Below are 19,699 nucleotides of genomic sequence, written 5' to 3'. Positions count from 1 at the left end.
ATAGAAAGTGTATGACGTTGATCAGCAACACTAATTACACAACACTGTGAAGTTAGATAGAGTACACGACTGTGCATTTACTTAAATGGATTGAAAAATAAGTGAATTCTTGCTCGCTCAGCCACTTTCCACCCGGATATGGCCAGTCTCACGTCACCGCATAACGCGGGAATGCCGGCGCCCGCTGCCGGTCACAGAACAGGGCTATCCGACTTTCGTACGTGCCACGACCGAAAATGTCGTCGAGCCATATCGGACGTTTTACTTGAGGCCCAAGCCGATCTTGGTGGCCAGGCCGCTGCGGACCTTGGAATAGTTGGGCGATACCATCGGATAATCGGGCGGCAGGTTCCATTTTGCGCGATATTGTTCGGGGGTCATCTGATACCGGGTCATGAGATGACGTTTCAACATTTTGAATTTCTTGCCGTCTTCCAGACAAACAATATGGTCCGGCTGGATCGACTCGCTGATCGGCACGGCCGGCTCGGGCGGAGCGTCGGCTGTCGCCTCACTGGCCAGCCCTGACAGAGCGCCGTGGACGCTGTTGATCAGTTGCGGAAGATCCGACACCGCAACGCTGTTGTTGTTCACATGCGCGACCACAATTTGTGATGTCAGCGCGATCAACGTTTGATCCATATTCTCAGTTCCGTCCGACATTTCATCTCGCTTTCATCTGTGCGCCCAAAGCGGCATTTCATGTTGCTTTTGCGTAATAGGTCCAAAATGGATATAAATTGTTGATGGAAAATAATTCTGCAGAAATCAAGCTTATCAGGAGAAAATAATATTGTTACGCCGAATTTCGACGGTCTTTTACAATAGAGTTGCAAGCAGAAAAGTGAGAAGGTCTAGTTGTTCGGTCGCTGATTCCCATAGTATATCCAAAATGGATATTACTGAAGATCCAGGTTTCGGGCACTGGAAAGCCGCCACGCCGCGCCACCGACACGTTGTTTTCCACTAACGTGAAACGCTGAGAGCCCGCATGGCGCTGGGCGTCCGCTATTCCGTTCCGGAAAGGATGAAAAGGGTCCGGGGCTAGACCTGATATTCGGCGGTTGTTTTCTCGGCCACTTCGGCGGCGCTGACGCCCGGGGCCAGTTCGATTAACCGGAACGGGCTATCGTGATCGGGGCGATGAAAAACCGCAAGATCGGTAACGATCATATCGACCACATTGGTCCCGGTCAGCGGCAAGGTGCACGCGGGAATGAATTTGGGGCTGCCATCCTTGGCGCAGTGGTCCATCACCACGATGATTTTTTTCACTCCGGCGACCAGATCCATGGCGCCACCCATGCCCTTGATCATCTTTCCCGGAATCATCCAGTTGGCAATATCACCATTTTGCGCCACTTCCATCGCGCCCAGCACGGTCAGATCAATATGGCCGCCACGGATCATCGCAAAGCTGTCGGCGCTGCCAAAATAGCTTGAGGACGAGAGTTCGCTGATTGTCTGCTTGCCGGCGTTGATCAGGTCCGCGTCGATATCCTCTTCATAAGGGAACGGGCCAATACCGAGCATGCCGTTTTCCGATTGCAGGGTCACCTCCACGCCATCGGGGATATGATTGGCGACGAGCGTCGGAATGCCGATACCCAGATTGACATAATAGCCATCTTGCAGCTCTTGCGCAGCGCGCGCTGCCATTTGGTCACGGGTCCAGCTCATGATGCGGTCTCCCGTTCGCGGGTCATGCGAAATTCGATCTGCTTGTCATAGGGCGCCCCGCAGATCAGTCGTTTGACATAGATGCTGGGCAAGTGCACCGCATCGGGATCCAGTTCGCCAACCTCGACAATCTCTTCAACCTCCGCAACGCAAACTTTCCCGGCGGTTGCCATCGGCGCGTTGAAATTGCGTGCGGTCTTGCGGAATATCAGATTGCCGGCCTTGTCCGCCTTCCATCCCTTGATCAGGCACACATCGGCAAAAATTCCGTGCTCGAGAATATAGTCCTGACCCTCAAAATTCTTGACCTCCTTGCCCTCGGCCACTTGGGTTCCGACACCGGTCTTGGTGTAGAACCCAGGAATACCAGCGCCGCCCGCCCGGCACCGTTCCGCCAAAGTGCCCTGGGGACAGAATTCCACTTCCAGTTCGCCCGCCAGATATTGCCGCTCAAACTCCTTATTCTCCCCGACATAAGAGGAGATCATCTTTTTGACCTGTCGCGATCGCAACAGCTTGCCGAGCCCTTGATTGTCAATTCCGGCATTGTTCGATGCGATGGTCAGCTCTTTCACGCCCGCTTCCTGTAACGCATCGATCAGGCGCTCGGGAATACCACAGAGACCAAAGCCGCCCACACACAGGTGCATGCCATCAAAAAGCAGCCCGTCCAGCGCAGCGGATGCATCGGGGTAAATCTTCTTCATTGCGGTCCCTTCGCCAATATTATCCGCACCTCTAACGCATCTTTGAACAGAGCGTCCAGAATAGAATATATTTGCCGATCATTATCCGTTATGGCGGCTGCGTGATCCGACTATTGGCCTGCCTTTCTCTGATATTTTTCCTGGTTCCGGTGACCTATGTCCATGGTCCGGCTCCAAAAAGGAATGACAGCCAATATATTACCCTGGTACCGATCGGTTTTAACAGCGCCGATCCCGCCATGGATCGAACCGGTCGGCTTGAATTTCTGGCGGGCTGGAAAATGACCAGTAAAAATGATGGCTTTGGCGGCATTTCAGCCATGTTGGCAATGCCCGAAAATCGGTTCTTCCTGCTCACCGACGCCGGTATGCTGATCGGATTCACACTCGACGAAACCAACAATCTGGCCACGCGTCCGTTCATTGCGCCATTGCCTGATGGTCCGCCCAAACCAAACCAATATGCGCGGAAAAACTGGGACGCGGAGTCGCTTGTTCACAATCCCGAAACCGGGCAATATTGGGTCGGCTTTGAACGGCAACATGGCCTGTGGCGCTACGGCCCCTCTTTTGCCCGAACGGAAAGCGTCCATCGGGTCAAGGCGATGCAGAAATGGCCGATTAACGGCGGCGCTGAAGCGATGTTGCGGATACCCGGAACAGCCGGCTCGGATGGACAGCCTGCACCCGACCGGTTTCTGATATTCTCCGAATCCGCGCCTTATAAGGGCCGCAGCTATCAGGCGCTCCTATTTGACGGCGATCCCGCCGAGAAGGGCGCCAAGCCCAAGCGGTTCGGATACCGCCCGCCCAAAGGCTATAAAATCACCGATGCCACAGTGTTGCCGGATGGTGATGCCCTGCTCCTGCACAGACGCTTCACCCCGCTCGATGGCGTCTCCGCGATCGTTTCGATCGGTGACCTCGACGATATCACCGCCGGAAAGATCTGGTCTTCGCGGCGGATTGCGACGCTGGAATCCCCAATCAAGGTCGACAATATGGAAGCCATTGCCGTGACCAAGGAAGGCGCGGACACGATTATCTGGATCGCGTCCGATGACAATTTCAATTTCTATCAGGAATCGCTGCTGATGAAGTTCCGCCTGCTCGGCGGCAAGCAGAAGCGCAAGCCCAAGGACGACCGCGCTCAAAACGAAAAAGCCGAGGCAAGCCCCGGCTTTTCAACGTTGCAGGATTGAATTCACTGCCCAAGCAGCGCCGATCAATCAAGCTGCAGCGGTCTGTTTCTTCGCTACTTCTTTTTTCAGACGGCGCGCCCGCAAGCTCAGCTTGTCATCCGACGTCTTGAGCAGCCAATTGTCGAGCCCGCCGACATGCTCCACGGACCGAAGACCATGGGTGGAAACCCGCAACTTGACGCTTTTGCCGAGAGAATCAGACAGCAGTGTGACATTTTGCAAGTTTGGCAAAAAGGTTTTCTTCGTACGGTTCTTGGCGTGAGACACATTATTGCCTACCAGCCGAGTTTTACCTGTCAGTTCGCAAATCCGCGACATCGTTCAGTCCAATATCTAGTTAATTGAGTGATTCCCGTGGGAAAGTGAGCCGAAGTAACCGCAAACAGCCGGCGCGTCAAGCGCTGCTGTGCGATTTTCGGCGCTGCTCTGGCCTTCTCGATCACTTCCCGCTAGTCGCCGGGTGATGACCGGAGACCGCTTCACATCCTATATGCCACAGGCCCTTGCCCTGGCCCGCACCGCGGCGATTGCCGGAGAAGTCCCGGTAGGCGCGGTAATTGTCCGCGATGAGACGATCATCGGGAGCGGTCATAATCTGACCCGAACCGACCGCGACCCCAGTGCCCACGCCGAAATCACGGCGATCCGGGAAGCCTGCCAGATGCTGGGCAGCGACCGGCTGGAAAATTGTGATCTGTGGGTCACGCTGGAACCGTGCACGATGTGCGCCGGCGCCATTGCCCATGCCCGGATCAGACGGCTTTACTATGCCGTGCCGGATCCCAAGGGTGGTGCTGTCGAAAGCGGAGTCCGCTTTTTCGACCAAGCGACCTGCCATCATCGACCGGAAACCTATTCCGGTTTCGACGAAAGCGAGGCAACCCGGCTGCTGAAGGACTTTTTCCGCCAGCGACGCGACTGACTTGGTGCGGGACCAGGCCCCGGTCCCGTCCTAGTGGACAAACCGGGCCACAACATCGCGATAGCTGCGACTGACCTTTACTTGTGCGCCGGACCCCAGAATCAGGAAACATTCCCCGTTGGTGTGCGGCTTCACTTCGCGAACCTGACTGAGATTGACGATCGTCGACCGATGCACGCGCTGGAAATTGCGCGGGTCCAGCCGTTTCTCGAGATCTTTCATGGTTTCGCGTAAGATCAGCGAATTGTCAGCCGTGTAGATGCACATATAATCGCCTGCGGCATCGATCCGTTCGATCGTATCGACGTCAACACGGAATATCTGACCCCGGTCCTTGACGTTGATCAGCTTTTCATAGCGGCTGGCCGCGGCCGGCTCTTCGGCGGTTTCGAGATCGGCCATGGCGCCCGGCGCAACCTCGTTCAGCACGGATTTCAGTTTCTCAATTTCTTCCGCGCCGCGTTTTTCAGACAAACGGTTGCGCGCGCGTTCGAGCGCGTCGGCGAGTCGATCGACTTCGACCGGCTTGACCAGATAGTCGATCGCCTCGGCCTCAAAAGCCCGCACCGCATGATCGGCATAGGCGGTCACGAAGATAAACAGCGGCGGTTCGATTTCCATAATCCCCTGGACCACCGAAAATCCGTCAAAACCGGGCATCTGAATATCCAGAAAAACCAGATCCGGCTTCAGGGTCTTGATCTTGCGAATCGCTTCGCGGCCGTTGCTGCAGGTGTCGATGATCTCGATATCATCAAATTGCTCCAGTCGAATCTGCAGACCCTGAATCGCCAATTTCTCATCGTCGACCAGAATTGTTTTAATCGTCATGGGCTAATGTCCTTTTGGTGCGATGGGACCATGGCCGGGGCCGTAACCAAGGCCTCGTCATGATGTCCATCAGATGCATGCTCCCCAAAAATACTCTCGTTTCTGACCTGATCATCGGAACTGGTGTCGGCTGCCGCGTCTTTGTCAATTTGTTCCCTGGTTTCAAATGGCAAAGCTATGATTACGGAAAAACCGCCTCCGGGTGATGATTGAATCTCGAACTGATGTGCTTCTCCATAAGCTTGGTTTAATCGCTCCTGAATATTTCCCAAACCGACACCGGTGGAATCCGATGTTTTTCGCACCGGCGTGTTTTGTCCGGGACCGGTATCGGCCACGGTTATCCGAACCATATCATTTTCCAGTCGGGCGGACACCGCAATATCGGCGCCCTCTTCCATCGGCGTCACGGCATATTTGATCGCATTTTCGACCAATGGCTGGAGCAGCAGGGACGGCAGCAGGGATTCCCGCACTTCCGGATCAATATCGAAGCTGGGCCGCAAGCGCTCTTCGAATCGCATTTTCTCGATATCAAGATAAAGGTGAAGCGTCTCCACCTCCTGGGCAAGGGTCACCCGGCTATGCACTTCATTGACCAATGTGTGGCGGAGAAAGGAGGATAATCGCGACAGCATCGCATTAGCCGGTTCGGTCTGGCGCAACAGCACCAATGTCGAAATGCTGTTCAGTGTGTTGAACAGGAAATGCGGGTTCAGCTGATAGCGCAGCATGGCGAGCTGCGCGCGGGTCGCCTGGGTCTCCAGGCGCAGCAACTGGTCATTCTGCTCTTCGACCCGCAAGAAGAAATTGATCGCATAATAGAGCGCCGACCAGGCGCCGAGCATGGTGAAGTCGAGGAACAGGGCGCCAAGAAACAGCGTCCCAAACCCGCTTTCGGTACCGCGATTCTGGATGAGATAGACCCACGCGTCGATAAAGGCGAACAGCGAGGCGGCGGCCGACAGGACGACAATAGTCGTGCCCCAGGTGACCAGCGGCCGCCGGTGAATCAGGTTTTTGTAAATGACCGACAACAGCAATGAGATCGAGTAACCGGCAATCGTGGAAATGATGACCGGCACCAGAAAACTGAGCGGCAGGCCGTTGGCAATGCCGGACAGACCACGGAGCACCAGCGCACCCGCCCAACCCGCGGATTGCAGGTTCCAGAATGCGCGGTTCTTATTGCCAAAAAAGGGCTGGGGGCGAATTTCCATAACGGCCATCCGCTCTTCTATAGCGAGCCATTGCCGTTTGGGAAAGAATCGCATAAACTCTTTGGGATAAAGCACAGATCACTGTGCGCCAAAGGAGATAGCATCATGGGTGGCCCGAACGAAATGCAGGCGAAATTCGCGTCTATGGAAGAAGGAACGCAGGAAGACTGGCAAGCCATTAGCAGCCATTTCATGCCCTTTGCCGGCAAAGTTGCCGATCGCGTGCTGGATCATCTGCGGCTATTGGACGGCGATTATGGCGGGTTCCCGGTCGATCGCCTGGAACACAGCCTGCAAACCGCGACCCGCGCCCATCGCGATGGCAAGCCCGAGGACTATGTGGTGATGGCGTTGCTCCATGATATTGGCGATACGCTGGGGACGTTTAATCATCCCGATATCGCCGCGGCGATCCTGAAGCCTTTTGTCAGCGAGGAACTGCACTGGATCACCGAGAAACACGGCATCTTTCAGGGCTATTATTTCTTCCACTATCTCGGCCAGGACCGGGACATGCGCGAGCAGTTTCGCGGTCATGAGCATTTTGAAGCCTGTGCCGAATTCTGCGGCAAATATGACCAGACCGCTTTCGATGCCAATTATGACAGCGCACCGCTGGAGTTTTTCGAGCCGATTGTCCGCCGCGTCATGGAACGGCCGATCAACAGCATCTATGTGACCGACTAGCCTATGATCGCCAGGTTGATCCCGTTTCTCCAGGGATTGCCGTGCTGCTCATAGCAGGTGCTGTTCCCCGCAGGACAGCGCATGACGACAGGATCGCACGTCCAATTCCGGCCGGCCTCAGGCCGCCGTCGGGCTGCCAATTTCCTTGAGCGGGCGGACGACCATGTCACCGCGGTCACCGGCGCCAGAGTCGGCGCCGCCCGATTCGTGGTTGCGCAATTCTTCCTCTTCGATCCAGCACAGATCATCCAGACCCAGTTCCCGGTCATCATGGGCGCGCAGCGTGATTCGGCTGATCGGCTGACGGTCACGCGCGTCGGCCAATACCGGATTGGACGGCACGCCGGTCTCCCATTTTTCGCCCCATTGCCGGATCGCCACAATGACGGCGAGCAGGTCGGCGCCCTTGTCGGTCAGGCGATATTCGACCTTGCGCTTGTCGTGATCGCACGGCCGACGAGACATGATGCCGGCTTCGACCAGCCGCGTCAGGCGGTTGGCCAGGATGTTCCGGGCAATACCGATCTCGCTGAGGAAATCCTCGAAATGCTTCACCCCGTTAAACGAGGCCCGCAGGATCATGAAGCACCAACGCTCCCCGATGACTTCGAGTGAAATGGGCAGACTGCAGCCCGATCCGAGTTCGGCAAGATTTTCGGTTAATTTGTCCATAGCGCGATCCTAGCCCAGTTTTGACCAAAGCCAAAAATAAAATATAAGTTTTTAGTTGCAACTTAAAACCTAATAAACTAAGTACTGATTCGCAACCTAAATTGCAAACCAAATTTGAAAGGACTATCATGCTTCTCTCCCAAAGCCCTGTTCGCAGCCTCCTCGTGCTGTTCACCGCGATGCTCAGCACCGCATTGATCTTCACCGCCAGTGCCGCAGAAGCGCGCACCAAACCGGTCGTCTACACCGCCGAATTGCAAGAACCGATCGAAGCCTCCCGTTTCATCATCAAAGGCACCGTCATCCATTGTGCCGGCACCGAATGCAAAGGCGCCAAGAGCGGATCTTCGCAAAAAACCGTTTGTGCCCGACTTGCGCGCAAGGCCGGTCCCATCGCTTCCTTCTCCTACAAGGGCGAGGCGATGGACGCCGCAGCCCTGGCCAAGTGCAACGACTAAAGCGCACGCCAGACCTTTTCTCACGACCGGCCACTCAATCCCGTATCCGCTCTTCCAAACTCTGGAGCGGATCAACCTGCCGGTCCTACTTGGGCGCCGAGGCCGATATGTTCGTCCCCCGAACAATCCCTCGGCGCTATTTTTTTGTTGCTCCCAACGCCAAAGCCCGACAGTTAAAGCAGGTGCTGAGGCAATATGAACTTGTAGAGCGGGTGCGCAGCTATGACCCGGATGCGGATGAAGATCTGATCAACCGCGCCTATGTGTTTTCGGTGCAGAAACACGGGTCCCAGAAACGCGCCAGCGGCGATCCCTATTTCAGCCACCCGATTGAAGTGGCCGGTCTGATGACCGATCTCAAACTCGACCAGCAAACCATCGTCACCGCGCTGCTGCACGACACGGTTGAGGATACACTGACCAGCGTCGAGGAAATCGAGAAGCTGTTCGGAACCGATATTGCCCGGCTGGTTGATGGCGTGACCAAATTGTCGAAAATCGAGGCCCAGACCGACAATGAACGCGCGGCGGAGAACCTGCGCAAATTCCTGCTCGCAATGTCGGATGACATAAGGGTGCTGCTGGTCAAACTCGCCGATCGCCTGCACAATATGCGGACGCTGCACTTCATCAAGAGCGAGGACAAGCGCCGGCGTATTGCCCATGAGACGATGGATATTTATGCGCCCCTGGCAGAGCGGATCGGCATGTATGAATATATGCGCGAAATGCAGCTGCTCGCCTTCCGTCATCTCGAGCCCGAAGCCTATGAGACGATCACCGGACGGCTCCAGACAATCAAGGATGGCGATGATGGCCAGGTCGACAAGATCGCCGAGTCGCTGCAGAAGACCCTCGAGGCCGGCGGTCTGGCGGCGGAAGTCAGCGGCCGGGAAAAGCATCCCTATTCGATCTGGCGCAAGATGCAGGAACGCCATGTCAGTTTCGAACAGCTGACCGATATCATGGCGTTCCGGGTGATCACCGACAACAGCGCCGAATGCTATCGCGCGCTGGGCATTCTTCATGAGAAATGGAAAATGGTGCCGGGCCGGTTCAAGGACTATATCTCGACTCCCAAGCGCAACGGCTATCGCTCGATCCACACAACCATCATGCACGGCGACAATATGCGGGTCGAAATCCAGATCCGCTCGACCCGCATGCACCGCGATAATGAATATGGGCTGGCCGCGCACTGGGCCTATAAGCAGGGCAGCGGTCCCGATGGCCAGGCCGGCTGGATCCGCGATCTGGTCGAAATTCTCGATCATGCCGAAGACGCCGAAGAGCTGCTCGAGAATACCAAGCTGGCCATGTATCAGGATCGCATTTTTGCGTTCACGCCCAAGGGCACTTTGCTGCAATTGCCCAAGGGATCGACGACCGTCGATTTTGCCTATGCCGTCCATACCGATCTTGGCAATCAGGCGGTCGGCGCCAAGATAAACGGCCGCCACGTGCCGCTGCGCACCCAGCTTGGCAATGGCGATGTCGTCGAGATTCTCAAATCCAATGGCCAGGAACCCCAGCCCGGCTGGCTGTCCTTCGTGATCACCGGCAAGGCCCGGGCGGCGATCCGCCGGTTCGTGCGCTACAAGGAACGTGACGAGATTATCGAAATCGGTGCCAAGCTGTATGACGAGATTGTCGAGCGCCTGCCTGGCAAAATCGGCAAGAAGGCCCAGAAGGCGGCGCTGAAACGGCTTGATATTCCGGACGCCGACGAATTGATGATCGCCATCGGCACCCGCCATCTCAGCGACCGGGAAGTCATGGAAGCGCTGATGCCGGGCAGCGTCAACGACAATGATGATGATCGCCAATGGCCGGAACAGGATCGCGCGATCTCGATCAAGGGCCTGACTCCCGGCGTTGCGTTCGACCTCGCCGAATGCTGCCACCCGGTCCCCGGCGACCGCATTGTCGGCCTGCGCCGCAGCGGCGAAAATGTCGAGGTCCACACGATTGACTGTCACAGCCTGGCCAATGGCATCGACGCCGACTGGGTCGATCTCAGCTGGGGCACCGAAACCGACGGCGCCGCCGCGAGACTGGCCGTGGTGCTCCACAACAAGCCCGGCACGCTGGCCGAAATGGCCGGCATTTTCGGCTTCCACAACGCCAATATCCTGCGCCTGCGCATGACCAACCGCGATGCGCCGTTCCACACATTTGAAGTCGATCTCGAGGTTCATAATGTTCACCATCTGATGCGGATATTGTCGGCACTGCGGGCGTCGGAAGCGGTGGCCCAGGCGGAGCGGCTGTAGGGAAGAAGGATTCTTTGTTGGACCTCAAGCGCCGGGCGCGGGGAGGAGTCTTTATTAACCTCAAGCGCCGGGCGCGGGCATCCGCCCGCTTGGCTTTCCTCACATAAGCTCGGGCGCGCAGTCGCGCTTGCCTCGCTGCGCTCGGTAGACCACCTGGCCGTTGGCCACCAAACCGACGCGTAGCGGAGGCAAGGCCGACCGGCCGTCGCGCCTACTGGCGCGTAGCCAAGGCGACGGATGTCGCCGCCCGGCGCTTGAGGTCAATAAAGAATCCCGCGCGCAACACCCACTCACGCCGAAGAAAATCACCAAACCGACGCGCAGCGGAGGCAAGGCCGACCGGCCGCCGCGCCTACTGGCGCGTAGCCAAGCGGGCGGATGCCCGCGCCCGGCGCTTGAGGTCAAATAAAAACTCCTCCTCCCTCCGCCAGCCACCCAACCTTCAAAGTTCACACATTTCACACCCCCTTCCCCGCCGCGCGGTCGCACCCCTTCGCCGGCTCAGCCGCACGATCCCGCCCGCGCATCCGCTAAACCACGCTCCTCCTCTTCAGCATCATCCAAAATTCCGCTGCGCTCGAGCAATCCGCTGCACGCCGCGCGCTCCCACTGGAGGTCATCCCAGCTCTCCCGCTCCGCCACATCGAGATCCGACACATCAATATCCTCCGGCGCCATTTCCATCACCTGCCGCAGCGCCGCCGCGCGTTCGAGGGCCGCGATCAGGTCCGCTTCCGACCGCGGTGCGTCATGCTCCGCGGCGTTTTCGCCCGTTCCATCCATCTCCTCGAGCAACGCCGTACAATCCTCCCCCGCCCGATCCCGGCCAGCAGATCATCAAACCGCTCGGCGGCGGCCTGCGCCGGCTTGCCCGCCGGACCGATATCATCCGCCTTTGCATCCAGCCGCTTGAGCGCGGCCAGAAACAGCGGCGGGCTCCAGCGCTGGCGCTCGCCGACCTGCTCGCCCTGATGCCAGACCGGTTCCATCCAGCCGTTGAGCCCGCGGTCCATCAGCTCATCGCAATAGACGTCCCGTGCATGGATCAGCGCGGCATCCCACGCCCGGGCAAAAGCCCGCCCATCGGGGCGTCGCCGCAGCTTATAGGCGCTCTCACGCGACAATCCGACAAAGTGCGCCGCCGCCTTGACATTTCCGGTCCGAGCCAGCGCCTCCAGAAAAGACACCTGCCGCTCCGGCGACCAGCCATCATGGCGAGGCCTCGGCCGGGCCAGTTCATCCGCATCCGCAATCGCGGCAAACGGGCGGTTGGGGGAGGAATCCGTCATCGTCATTATCCTTTCCGAAGCAAAAGGGATAATGTACCTATTTGGTTAACTGTAGGAAAGCGGGTTTGCACGATCAGCTTTTCGTCAAACGGTAATTTTCACAGAATTGAGTAAGTGATTCGTAAAGCCGATACAAAAACCTCAATAATCTACTGAAGCATATAATATTATTGTAATTACTATTTTACAATTGGCCTAAACTATCAAACCCTGTTCTTGACCGTTTGCTGTTTTATGCCCAAAATATGGCCATCAAACTTGATTTGATATTCTGTATATTTAGAAATTACTTTTCCTAGTATTTGCCCCTATATATAAATGCATTGGCCAACTTGTGGCTATCGGACTATCGCTTGAAACCCGTCCTTTTCCTCATGTTCCTGTTTCTGATGTCGGGCTGCGAAGGGCCGGGCATTTTGGCGCCCCGTCAGCTTAATTTTGTTGGCCCCATTGATGGGCGATTGCTGTCTGAACTCAAACAAGCGCCAAATTCAATCAGTGCCATAAAGATCACCAGCCAGGGCGGCGATACCAGAACGGCCATCGCAATCGGAACCCTGATCAGGGAGAGAGGCTATAAGCTTATTGTGTCGCGCTATTGTCTCAGCGCCTGCGCCCAATGGATCATGCCGGCAGCAAAGCTCGTGGAAATTGAAGCGGGAGCCCTTGTCGCGATGCATCAGAACGCAACATGGACATCCTATGTCATGCACAAAACTGATCCCATGCTGGTTCACCCCGAAGCCGAAAAATTGTCGAAAATTGAGCGTGACTATTATCGTCAATTGGGTGTCGACGAAGAGATGCTATATTATCCCTATAAATTTCAATGGCCCATTTGTTATGCCACTGGAGTCAGGGACGTTACGGGAATCGAAAACGGTTCGAATATGCTCGCATCACGATGGGGACTCACGGTTCTGAGTCTCAAAAGCTATAAACGGTTCACTGGACAAAATGTCATTGGATGGTGGGCGGAGACCCGCGCCGATATAATGGACTCTCTCAAAAAGAACATTCCGCCCGGCGTTACCATGACCCTGACTCAGGAAAGCAAAGGCCTTTACAGGGATATGGAAGCGGCCGATTCACGCTTGCCCAAATGCACCAAAACGCAGATCGATTCTATGATTATGACAGGGCATTGACCAAAACTCCGCGCGATATCGCAGACACGCCTTCACAGCCTCACCACCACCCGGTCAATTCCATCCCCAGCACGACAAAGGCATAGCCAAGGGCGGCATAGAGCAGCCCACGGAAGACCGGATAGGGGATGCGGGCGTGCTGGGGTTGGCCTTCCGGATAGACGATCGGCACGGTCTCGCCAATAACCGGCTTCGGAAAAGGCAGATAGACCGCATCGCGGACCTCGACAAATGTGCCGCGGTCATCGGCGAACAGGAAGACCGGCCGATAGACCGGCGCGCCATCCTCGAAGCGGCGGTCATGCCGGACGATTTTGGCCGTGGTCCGGCGCACCGGATTGCGCAAAAAGGGCAGATCGCTGCGCAAGGTCAGCGCCAGGCCCGCCGTCACCAGGGCGAGCAGAATCAAGAGAAGGATCGTTTCGATCGCGCGGCGCTAGCATGGATTTCCGGCGCTGTTAAGGCGCGCCGCCAGAGCTATGGCCGGGCTTCGCCCGCGCGCAGCGCCTGCATTTCTTCGGCGCTGACAAAATCGAGCAGCCGCATGTCAAAGCTCAGCCAGGAATTGGCCGGAATATTCGGACCGGGCGACCGTTCGCCATAGGCCAGTTCGGGCGGCAGCCAGATCCGGTAATGGCCGCCTTTCTGCATCAATTGCAGCGCCTCGCCAAAGCCCGGCACCACCCGGTTGACCGGCAAGGCCGCTTCCGCATTGCTGTCGAACAGATTGCCGTTGAGCAGCCGCCCTTCATAGGCGACCAATGTCGTGCTGGTGGCATCGGGACGGGGGCCGGTGCCCGGTTTCAATATCTTGTAGCGCAAGCCGCTTGCGGTCTGCTGAACCCCCGCCTGGTTGACCGCGTGCAACAGCGAAGCGGTGAGCGCCGTCCGCGGCAACGGTTGCGACCCGGCCTTGCCGGCGAGAGTGCGTGCATAGGTCGCGGGCGGCAGGAAATCGAGCATGGTCACTTCGAACGCCAGCGCGGCATCGGCTGGCCGATCCGGGTGCGGCGGGAAAGCGCCAAATGCCAGAACAGATGGCAGGGTAAACCGATAGCGACCGCCTTTCTGCATCTTCGCCAGCGCAGCCGACAGGCCGATTGGCACCTGATCGATCGGCAGCACCGCCCATTGGGCCGATTCGGCTGCAGGATCACCATCACCATCTACCGGTGCGATACGCAGATTGACCAACGCCACCGCATCCGCCGCGGGCCGATCGCCCCGCCCGCGCTTGATGGTTTTGACCCGGAGATCAGACAGCGCTTCAGCCGTCGCCGCGCCATCGGCCGCAGCGCTGGTTTGCGCCACAGCGGTGGAGCTGGCGGCCAAAGCGGCCGATCCAAAAACTGTCAGAAAAAGAACCTGGCGAAGACCCACCGGCCGCAGCTTAGCGTCCAGGTGGCGGACCGCCAGGAATGCCGCCCTGTTGCTGCATCTGCTGCTGCAGTTCCTGCATCTGGGCAGCCGAAATAAAGTCGATCAGCGTAACGTCGAAGATTAGCACGCTATTGGCCGGCAATTGCGGGCCGGGCGACTGCGCGCCATAGCCGAGCTCGGACGGGATCCAGATCCGGTACTCGCCGCCTTTTTGCATCAGCTGCAGCGCTTCGGAAAATCCGGGAACGACGCCGCCAACGGGCATCGGTGTCTGGTCATTGGCATCGAAGATGCTGCCATCGCGCAGCTTGCCTTCATATTTGACCAACGCGGTATCCGTGGCCGTCGGGGACGGGCCTTCACCGGGCTTGAGCACTTTATACTGCAAACCGGAATCGGTCGTTATCACACCGTCTTTGTCGCCATTATTGGCAAGAAACTGTTCGTTGGTCGCTCCGGTTTCCACCGCATTCTGGGTGCCCACAAAAGCAAGCGCCGCAGCGACCGCCAGGACCAGCGCCAGGCCGATCCACAATTTGGTCAGCGACCCTTTCTTGATCGGACGGATGGGCACGGTGGTGACGGACATAGATAATCCCCAATCAGTGGAAAAGCCGAACAGAAACGAAGACCGGCCAATCTTTCGACGGGCGGTCTTTCGCCAGACAGTCTTTAGATGGTGCCGTCGCGTTCCATCCGCTTGCGCTCCATCTTGCGCGCGCGGCGCACAGCGGCGGCTTTTTCACGCGCCCGCTTTTCGGAAGGCTTTTCATAATGCCGGCGGAGTTTCATTTCGCGATAAACGCCTTCGCGCTGCAATTTCTTTTTCAGCGCCCGCAGCGCCTGATCAACATTATTGTCGCGAACCATGATTTGCATAAGACTGAGTAACTCCGTTCAAAATTTCTGTTCCGGCGCGGGGCAAAAAGGGCCACGACACCAGAGATATTATCTGCTGGCCTTAAACTAGATTAGCCATAAAAAAGGGTTTGGCGAGGAATCACCCTCACGCAATTGTCAGCCGCCTAACAGGCTCATCACGCAATTTCAAGCTTTTCCAGCATATTTGCTGTGGCCGATTTGCCGCGCTTTGGGCGGGGATCCGGGCCTTTTCCAGACCCGTGGCGCGGGGGCGGTGATCGGAATGGCTTTTGATTATCCCGAAAAGCTATGCCATATCGGTTCGCAATCGCAACCGGATCGAATCAGGAGAGTCCCATGGCCACCGCAATTAACGTCCAGTCCCGCTGCTCGGAAGAGGAATGGAAAGCGCGCCAGCGACTGGCCGCCTGCTACCGGATCTTCGCGCATCTCGGCTGGGACGAAATGATCTTCAACCATGTCACGCTCAAGGTTCCGGGCGAGGACGACGCCTTTCTGATCAATCCTTATGGCCTCCATTTCAGCGAGGTGACCGCGTCCACGCTGGTCAAGATCGATATTGACGGCAACACGCTCGACGGGTCGACCTATCCGGTGAACAAGGCCGGCTTTACCCAGCACAGCCTGTTTCATCGCGAGTTGCCCGATATTCACGCGATCATCCACACCCACACCACCGCCACCATGGCGGTCGCCTCGGTCGAGGGCGGGTTGCAGCCGGTGAACTTCTACGCCGCCGCCGTGGCGCCGCGGCTCGCCTATCACAAGTTTGAAGGCGTGACCGTCCATGCCGAAGAAGGGCCCCGCTTCCTCGCCAGCCTCGGCAAGAAACGGATGATGCTGCTCGAAAATCATGGCCCGGTGGTGATGGGCCGGACGCTGGAAGAAGCGTTTCTCAACCACTGGGTGCTGCAGCGCGCCTGCGAAATCCAGATGCAGACCCTGGCGATGGGCAAACCGATCATGATCGGCGAGGCGGTGATCCAGAAGCATCTCGACAATCTCTCGCAAACCGCGATTGATCCGGCGATGCAGGGGGTGCCGGAATTTGATGCGATGGTGCGCCTGATTGATCGCGAAGACAAAAGCTGGCGGGAATAGACGGCAGCCCCTAGGGTGATCGGATGACCAAGTTCACCGTCAATGACCGGCCGGTCGAATATCGCATGGATGCCGACACGCCCTTGCTATGGGCGCTGCGCGATGCGTCCAATCTGACCGGCACAAAATATGGCTGCGGCACCGGCGACTGCGGCGCCTGCATGGTCGAAATTGATGGCGAAGCGATCCGCAGCTGTCTGGTGACGATCGGCGAGCTCGAGGGGCGGTTCATTACCACCATCGAAGCGCTGTCGCGCGACCGCAGCCATCCGGTGCAACAGGCCTGGGCCGCCGAAAATGTCCCGCAATGCGGTTTTTGCCAGTCCGGCATGATCATGGCTGCGGCCGTGCTGCTCAAGAAAAACCCAAAACCGACGACCGAAGATATCGAAGCCGCGATGACCAATATCTGCCGCTGCGGAACCTATCCGCGGGTGCGCGAGGCGGTGCAGCGTGCGGCCCGGGTAGCGCGCGGCGACGATGTGCTGAGCGCCGCCCCGCCGCCGGGTATCGACCCGGAAGATGCCGCCAAGGCGGTGCCCGCCCTCACCCAAAAGAAATAAGGAAAGGGGATCATATGAGCGCCTGGGGCTATCTGGCGGCAGCGATCCTGCTCGAAATCATCGCCACAACCTTGCTGAAACTGTCCGACGGCTTCGCCAAATGGTATTGGGGCGTGCTGTCGATCATGCTCTATTCCGCCTGCTTTTTCGTCATGGCACCGGCACTAAAGACCCTGCCAGTCGGCGTGGTCTACGCGATCTGGTCCGGTGCAGGCATTGTCGCAATCACCATTATCGGCGCGCTGTTTTTCGACGAACGGCTGGCGCTGCTGCAATTCCTGTTCATCAGCATGATCCTGATCGGGGCGGTGGGATTACAGCTGACGACGCAATCGCACGGATAGGCCTGACAGCCGCGATCAGAAGCTGAAGGTCGCCGTTAGCCGCCCATTAATTGGTTCGCCGGTGGTGATATTGTCGCTGTTGTGAACCGATGGGAAATAGGTTTCATCAAACAGGTTCTCGACATTGAGCTGCACCTTGAACCGCTCGCTGACCGTATAATAGAGCGCGGCATCCACGCGGGTGTAAGACGGCACGCGAACCGTGCTGTTGGTCCGCGCAAACTGGCTCGACTGATGGGTGATACCGACACCAAAGCCCAGCTGGTCGTTCACGTCATAGCGGTTCCACAGCGAGAACATATGCTCCGGCACCTGTCCGAGACGACGGTTGGCAAACGCCCCGCCATCGAGACGGCCGCTTTCTTCGGCGTCGAGATAGCTATAGCCGGCATTGACCTGCCAGCCGGGCAGCGGGCTGCCGACCAGTTGCACTTCAAAGCCTTCGGTGCGGGATCCCTGAAACGCGCTATTGCCGTCATTATCGGTCGCGATGGCCTGATTGTCGCGATCGAGGCGGAAGACGGCAAAGGTGAAGTTGAGATTTTCCGCAATATCCCATTTCGCACCAATTTCGTAATTGTCGAAACTTTCGGGGGCCAGATTTTCCGTCGTCGGGCTCAAGGTCAGGAACTGGTCGCCGGAACGCGGCAGGAAGCTTTTTGAATAGCTCGCATAAAGCGAGATATTTTCCTGGGGCTTGAAGATCAGGCCGATACGTGGGGAAAGCTTGTCATCCTTGCGGCTGAGAAAACCGTCATTGCCATCCGCCGCGCCGTCGGCGACTTCAATCTGGTCGACCACATCAATGTCGAAACTGTCATAGCGCAGACCGGCAACAATATCGAACTTGTCGCTGATCGCGATCTGGTCCTGTATATAGAGCGAGAAGAAATTCAGTTCCGACTGGCGGTTGCGGTTGAACACCGGAAAGCTCAGGGCCGGGCGGGCAATTGGATCGGTCAGGGGAATGGTGATCCGGTCGTCAGCCGAGGCGGCAAACAGGACATCCTGCCGCCGGTTGTCCGATTTCTGCTGGCCCAGTTCATAACCGATCAGGAACGTATGCCCGATGCTGCCGGTCTCGCCGGTCCATACCAGATTGCCCTGGGTGATGAAATTCTCGCGATCGGTAGTGTCGCGATAGCCGTCCAGCGTCACCGTGTTGGCGTTGAGATCGGAGCCGACCGGAAAGATATTCTGATACAGCTTGTCATAATCGCCGTAGAGCGTGGTCGCGTTGAATTGCAGCGTGTCGCTAAAGTCATGCTCGACCCGCAGTTTCGCGATATGGGCCTGCAAGGTGGTTTCGTTGACGCCCGGAATTCCGAAAAACGTATCGCGAAAGCCGGTCACCGGACGATCATTGAACGACGGCACGCCGCGATCCACAACCCGGTCATCATCGACATATTCATAGGAGAACAGGATCCGGCTTTTCTCGCTCAGTTCACCGGCGATGGTGGGATTGATCGCAAAACGCTCGCCGCCAAAGAAATCGCGGTGATTGTTGAAATCCTCGTACAGCCCATTGATCCGGAAGGCCGCATTGTCCCCGATATTGGCGTTGAGATCGCCGCTGAGATAATAGGATCCGAAGGAATCGACACTGCCGGTGACCGCACCAAAAGTGGATTCCGCCAGCGGCGTCTTGGTGACGCGGTTGATGATCCCGCCGCCGCCGCCACGGCCAAAGATCATCGCATTCGGGCCTTTATGAATTTCGACCCGTTCGATATTATAAAGCGGACGGAAATATTGCACATCGTCGCGAATGCCATCGACGAAGAAATCGGCGGTCGTGTTCTGGCCGCGAATGGTGATCTGGTCGCGATGGCCCTCGCCCTGTCCAATGGATGCACCAGGCGTATAGCGCAGAATGTCGCCAATATCCTGCAGCGCCTGATCGTCGAGCTGCTCACGGGTAAAGGCCGACACGGTTTGCGGCGTGTCGAGCAAGGGCGTACCGGTTTTCAAACCGGCGCTGCTGATCGCCACATAGCCCTCTTTTTCGCCCGTCACGATAATCTCATCGCCATCATAACCCGTTTCCGCGGCCGCGTCTTCGGCGGCCACCGCGACGCTGGCTTGCAGCGCAATAGTCATCGCGGTTCCAACCGAGAGCAGGCGAGTGAGTGTGGCGCGGGTGGATTTCATGAAGGCAGTCCTTTTATGCGAGTCGTTCTCAATATCAACAAGCGCCCTAATGAGAATGGTTCTCACAAGCAATCGCTTATTGAAAAATTGCGATTTTTTCTTTGAAACGCCATCGCGACTGGTGTTTATGGGTCACAATTCGCGCGACAGCCGGATCGCCATCGCGCGGCCACAAGATGGAGAAAG

The 19,699-nt window shown here is 57.3% G+C and carries 23 protein-coding genes; 9 read left to right on the top strand and 14 right to left on the bottom strand.

The annotated features are described in order from the left end of the window. Positions 1-261 precede the first annotated feature (261 nt). The 3 genes from ACZ1GS_RS01470 to ACZ1GS_RS01460 all read right to left on the bottom strand — a co-directional run bounded on the left by ACZ1GS_RS01470 (position 262) and on the right by ACZ1GS_RS01460 (position 2,387). Positions 262-663 carry a Ros/MucR family transcriptional regulator gene (locus ACZ1GS_RS01470; RefSeq protein WP_472696728.1) on the bottom strand — a complete coding sequence of 134 codons (402 nt, stop codon included), beginning with the start codon at positions 661-663 and terminating at the stop codon, positions 262-264. 381 nt (positions 664-1,044) lie between these two features. Then, positions 1,045-1,680, bottom strand: a complete 636-nt coding sequence (locus ACZ1GS_RS01465) for a CoA transferase subunit B (RefSeq protein WP_472696727.1) — start codon at positions 1,678-1,680, stop codon at positions 1,045-1,047. Next, on the bottom strand, positions 1,677-2,387 hold the full coding sequence (locus ACZ1GS_RS01460; protein WP_472696726.1) for a CoA transferase subunit A: 711 nt from the start codon (positions 2,385-2,387) through the stop codon (positions 1,677-1,679). The genes ACZ1GS_RS01465 and ACZ1GS_RS01460 overlap by 4 nt, the downstream gene beginning before the upstream one ends. A 71-nt stretch (positions 2,388-2,458) precedes the next feature. On the opposite strand from ACZ1GS_RS01460, the gene ACZ1GS_RS01455 reads away from it, so the two are divergent. After that, positions 2,459-3,589: an esterase-like activity of phytase family protein gene (locus ACZ1GS_RS01455; RefSeq protein ID WP_472696725.1), complete on the top strand. Its 1,131-nt coding sequence runs from the start codon at positions 2,459-2,461 to the stop codon at positions 3,587-3,589. Between the two features lie 27 nt (positions 3,590-3,616). On the opposite strand, the gene rpmB is transcribed toward ACZ1GS_RS01455, so the two are convergent. After that, positions 3,617-3,907, bottom strand: a complete 291-nt coding sequence (gene rpmB, locus ACZ1GS_RS01450; RefSeq protein ID WP_472696724.1) for a 50S ribosomal protein L28 — start codon at positions 3,905-3,907, stop codon at positions 3,617-3,619. A 145-nt stretch (positions 3,908-4,052) separates the two neighbouring features. Here rpmB and ACZ1GS_RS01445 point away from each other — a divergent pair, with 145 nt between their 5' ends. Next, positions 4,053-4,511: a nucleoside deaminase gene (locus ACZ1GS_RS01445; RefSeq protein ID WP_472696723.1), complete on the top strand. Its 459-nt coding sequence runs from the start codon at positions 4,053-4,055 to the stop codon at positions 4,509-4,511. Between the two features lie 30 nt (positions 4,512-4,541). Here the strand turns inward: ACZ1GS_RS01445 and ACZ1GS_RS01440 are convergent, their stop codons facing one another. After that, complete coding sequence (locus ACZ1GS_RS01440; RefSeq protein ID WP_472696722.1) at positions 4,542-5,342, bottom strand: LytR/AlgR family response regulator transcription factor; 801 nt, start codon at positions 5,340-5,342, stop codon at positions 4,542-4,544. After that, complete coding sequence (locus ACZ1GS_RS01435) at positions 5,339-6,571, bottom strand: sensor histidine kinase (protein WP_472698049.1); 1,233 nt, start codon at positions 6,569-6,571, stop codon at positions 5,339-5,341. The genes ACZ1GS_RS01440 and ACZ1GS_RS01435 overlap by 4 nt, the downstream gene beginning before the upstream one ends. Before the next feature lie 96 nt (positions 6,572-6,667). Here ACZ1GS_RS01435 and ACZ1GS_RS01430 point away from each other — a divergent pair, with 96 nt between their 5' ends. Then, a complete protein-coding gene (locus tag ACZ1GS_RS01430) occupies positions 6,668-7,249 on the top strand; it encodes an HD domain-containing protein (RefSeq protein WP_472696721.1) in 582 nt (193 codons plus the stop codon). Between the two features lie 117 nt (positions 7,250-7,366). On the opposite strand, the gene ACZ1GS_RS01425 is transcribed toward ACZ1GS_RS01430, so the two are convergent. Then, the gene (locus ACZ1GS_RS01425; RefSeq protein ID WP_472696720.1) at positions 7,367-7,921 is read right to left on the bottom strand and encodes a winged helix-turn-helix transcriptional regulator; all 555 of its coding nucleotides are present in this window, start codon (positions 7,919-7,921) and stop codon (positions 7,367-7,369) included. Positions 7,922-8,049: 128 nt separating this feature from the next. Between ACZ1GS_RS01425 and ACZ1GS_RS01420 the strand changes: the two genes are divergently transcribed. Beyond that, a complete protein-coding gene (locus tag ACZ1GS_RS01420) occupies positions 8,050-8,379 on the top strand; it encodes a CC_3452 family protein (protein ID WP_472696719.1) in 330 nt (109 codons plus the stop codon). A 182-nt stretch (positions 8,380-8,561) separates the two neighbouring features. Next, entirely contained in the window at positions 8,562-10,652 is a 2,091-nt protein-coding gene (locus tag ACZ1GS_RS01415) for a RelA/SpoT family protein (protein ID WP_472696718.1), read from the top strand. A 501-nt stretch (positions 10,653-11,153) separates the two neighbouring features. Here ACZ1GS_RS01415 and ACZ1GS_RS01410 read toward each other — a convergent pair. Further along, positions 11,154-11,435, bottom strand: a complete 282-nt coding sequence (locus ACZ1GS_RS01410) for a hypothetical protein (RefSeq protein ID WP_472696717.1) — start codon at positions 11,433-11,435, stop codon at positions 11,154-11,156. Further along, positions 11,375-11,941, bottom strand: coding sequence for a hypothetical protein (locus ACZ1GS_RS01405; protein WP_472696716.1), 567 nt, complete (start codon positions 11,939-11,941; stop codon positions 11,375-11,377). Before ACZ1GS_RS01405 ends, ACZ1GS_RS01410 begins: the two co-directional genes overlap by 61 nt. Positions 11,942-12,294: 353 nt before the next feature. Here ACZ1GS_RS01405 and ACZ1GS_RS01400 point away from each other — a divergent pair, with 353 nt between their 5' ends. Next, complete coding sequence (locus tag ACZ1GS_RS01400) at positions 12,295-13,089, top strand: hypothetical protein (RefSeq protein ID WP_472696715.1); 795 nt, start codon at positions 12,295-12,297, stop codon at positions 13,087-13,089. A gap of 40 nt (positions 13,090-13,129) precedes the next feature. Here the strand turns inward: ACZ1GS_RS01400 and ACZ1GS_RS01395 are convergent, their stop codons facing one another. The 4 genes from ACZ1GS_RS01395 to rpsU all read right to left on the bottom strand — a co-directional run bounded on the left by ACZ1GS_RS01395 (position 13,130) and on the right by rpsU (position 15,348). Beyond that, on the bottom strand, positions 13,130-13,498 hold the full coding sequence (locus tag ACZ1GS_RS01395; protein ID WP_472696714.1) for a DUF3592 domain-containing protein: 369 nt from the start codon (positions 13,496-13,498) through the stop codon (positions 13,130-13,132). 68 nt (positions 13,499-13,566) lie between these two features. After that, positions 13,567-14,421, bottom strand: coding sequence for an FKBP-type peptidyl-prolyl cis-trans isomerase (locus tag ACZ1GS_RS01390; protein ID WP_472696713.1), 855 nt, complete (start codon positions 14,419-14,421; stop codon positions 13,567-13,569). Positions 14,422-14,479: 58 nt separating this feature from the next. Continuing rightward, on the bottom strand, positions 14,480-15,058 hold the full coding sequence (locus ACZ1GS_RS01385; RefSeq protein WP_472696712.1) for an FKBP-type peptidyl-prolyl cis-trans isomerase: 579 nt from the start codon (positions 15,056-15,058) through the stop codon (positions 14,480-14,482). A gap of 83 nt (positions 15,059-15,141) precedes the next feature. Further along, positions 15,142-15,348 (bottom strand): 30S ribosomal protein S21, encoded by a 207-nt coding sequence (gene rpsU, locus ACZ1GS_RS01380; protein WP_074204042.1) that lies wholly within the window; start codon positions 15,346-15,348, stop codon positions 15,142-15,144. Between the two features lie 339 nt (positions 15,349-15,687). On the opposite strand from rpsU, the gene ACZ1GS_RS01375 reads away from it, so the two are divergent. The 3 genes from ACZ1GS_RS01375 to ACZ1GS_RS01365 are packed head-to-tail and all read left to right on the top strand — an operon-like array spanning position 15,688 to position 17,359. Further along, a complete protein-coding gene (locus ACZ1GS_RS01375) occupies positions 15,688-16,452 on the top strand; it encodes a class II aldolase/adducin family protein (protein WP_472696711.1) in 765 nt (254 codons plus the stop codon). A 23-nt stretch (positions 16,453-16,475) separates the two neighbouring features. Beyond that, complete coding sequence (locus ACZ1GS_RS01370) at positions 16,476-17,015, top strand: (2Fe-2S)-binding protein (RefSeq protein WP_472696710.1); 540 nt, start codon at positions 16,476-16,478, stop codon at positions 17,013-17,015. Positions 17,016-17,029: 14 nt separating this feature from the next. Next, positions 17,030-17,359: a DMT family transporter gene (locus ACZ1GS_RS01365; RefSeq protein WP_472696709.1), complete on the top strand. Its 330-nt coding sequence runs from the start codon at positions 17,030-17,032 to the stop codon at positions 17,357-17,359. 15 nt (positions 17,360-17,374) lie between these two features. Here the strand turns inward: ACZ1GS_RS01365 and ACZ1GS_RS01360 are convergent, their stop codons facing one another. Next, entirely contained in the window at positions 17,375-19,513 is a 2,139-nt protein-coding gene (locus ACZ1GS_RS01360) for a TonB-dependent receptor (protein ID WP_472696708.1), read from the bottom strand. Positions 19,514-19,699 lie beyond the last annotated feature (186 nt).

This window comes from Parasphingorhabdus sp. W113 (assembly GCF_055693205.1).
The sequence above is the reverse complement of the archived record's forward strand: the minus strand, read 5'-3'. Positions and strand labels throughout refer to the sequence as shown.

Coding starts and splice junctions, on each gene's coding strand:
- ACZ1GS_RS01445 (WP_472696723.1), top strand. CDS start 4,053: ATGACCGGAGACCGCTTCACATCCTATATGCCACAGGCCCTTGCCCTG.
- ACZ1GS_RS01370 (WP_472696710.1), top strand. CDS start 16,476: ATGACCAAGTTCACCGTCAATGACCGGCCGGTCGAATATCGCATGGAT.
- ACZ1GS_RS01360 (WP_472696708.1), bottom strand. CDS start 19,513: ATGAAATCCACCCGCGCCACACTCACTCGCCTGCTCTCGGTTGGAACC.
- ACZ1GS_RS01440 (WP_472696722.1), bottom strand. CDS start 5,342: ATGACGATTAAAACAATTCTGGTCGACGATGAGAAATTGGCGATTCAG.
- ACZ1GS_RS01420 (WP_472696719.1), top strand. CDS start 8,050: ATGCTTCTCTCCCAAAGCCCTGTTCGCAGCCTCCTCGTGCTGTTCACC.
- rpmB (WP_472696724.1), bottom strand. CDS start 3,907: ATGTCGCGGATTTGCGAACTGACAGGTAAAACTCGGCTGGTAGGCAAT.
- ACZ1GS_RS01470 (WP_472696728.1), bottom strand. CDS start 663: ATGTCGGACGGAACTGAGAATATGGATCAAACGTTGATCGCGCTGACA.
- ACZ1GS_RS01430 (WP_472696721.1), top strand. CDS start 6,668: ATGGGTGGCCCGAACGAAATGCAGGCGAAATTCGCGTCTATGGAAGAA.
- ACZ1GS_RS01385 (WP_472696712.1), bottom strand. CDS start 15,058: ATGTCCGTCACCACCGTGCCCATCCGTCCGATCAAGAAAGGGTCGCTG.
- ACZ1GS_RS01425 (WP_472696720.1), bottom strand. CDS start 7,921: ATGGACAAATTAACCGAAAATCTTGCCGAACTCGGATCGGGCTGCAGT.
- ACZ1GS_RS01435 (WP_472698049.1), bottom strand. CDS start 6,571: ATGGCCGTTATGGAAATTCGCCCCCAGCCCTTTTTTGGCAATAAGAAC.
- rpsU (WP_074204042.1), bottom strand. CDS start 15,348: ATGCAAATCATGGTTCGCGACAATAATGTTGATCAGGCGCTGCGGGCG.
- ACZ1GS_RS01410 (WP_472696717.1), bottom strand. CDS start 11,435: ATGGATGGAACGGGCGAAAACGCCGCGGAGCATGACGCACCGCGGTCG.
- ACZ1GS_RS01465 (WP_472696727.1), bottom strand. CDS start 1,680: ATGAGCTGGACCCGTGACCAAATGGCAGCGCGCGCTGCGCAAGAGCTG.
- ACZ1GS_RS01375 (WP_472696711.1), top strand. CDS start 15,688: ATGGCCACCGCAATTAACGTCCAGTCCCGCTGCTCGGAAGAGGAATGG.
- ACZ1GS_RS01365 (WP_472696709.1), top strand. CDS start 17,030: ATGAGCGCCTGGGGCTATCTGGCGGCAGCGATCCTGCTCGAAATCATC.
- ACZ1GS_RS01405 (WP_472696716.1), bottom strand. CDS start 11,941: ATGACGGATTCCTCCCCCAACCGCCCGTTTGCCGCGATTGCGGATGCG.
- ACZ1GS_RS01460 (WP_472696726.1), bottom strand. CDS start 2,387: ATGAAGAAGATTTACCCCGATGCATCCGCTGCGCTGGACGGGCTGCTT.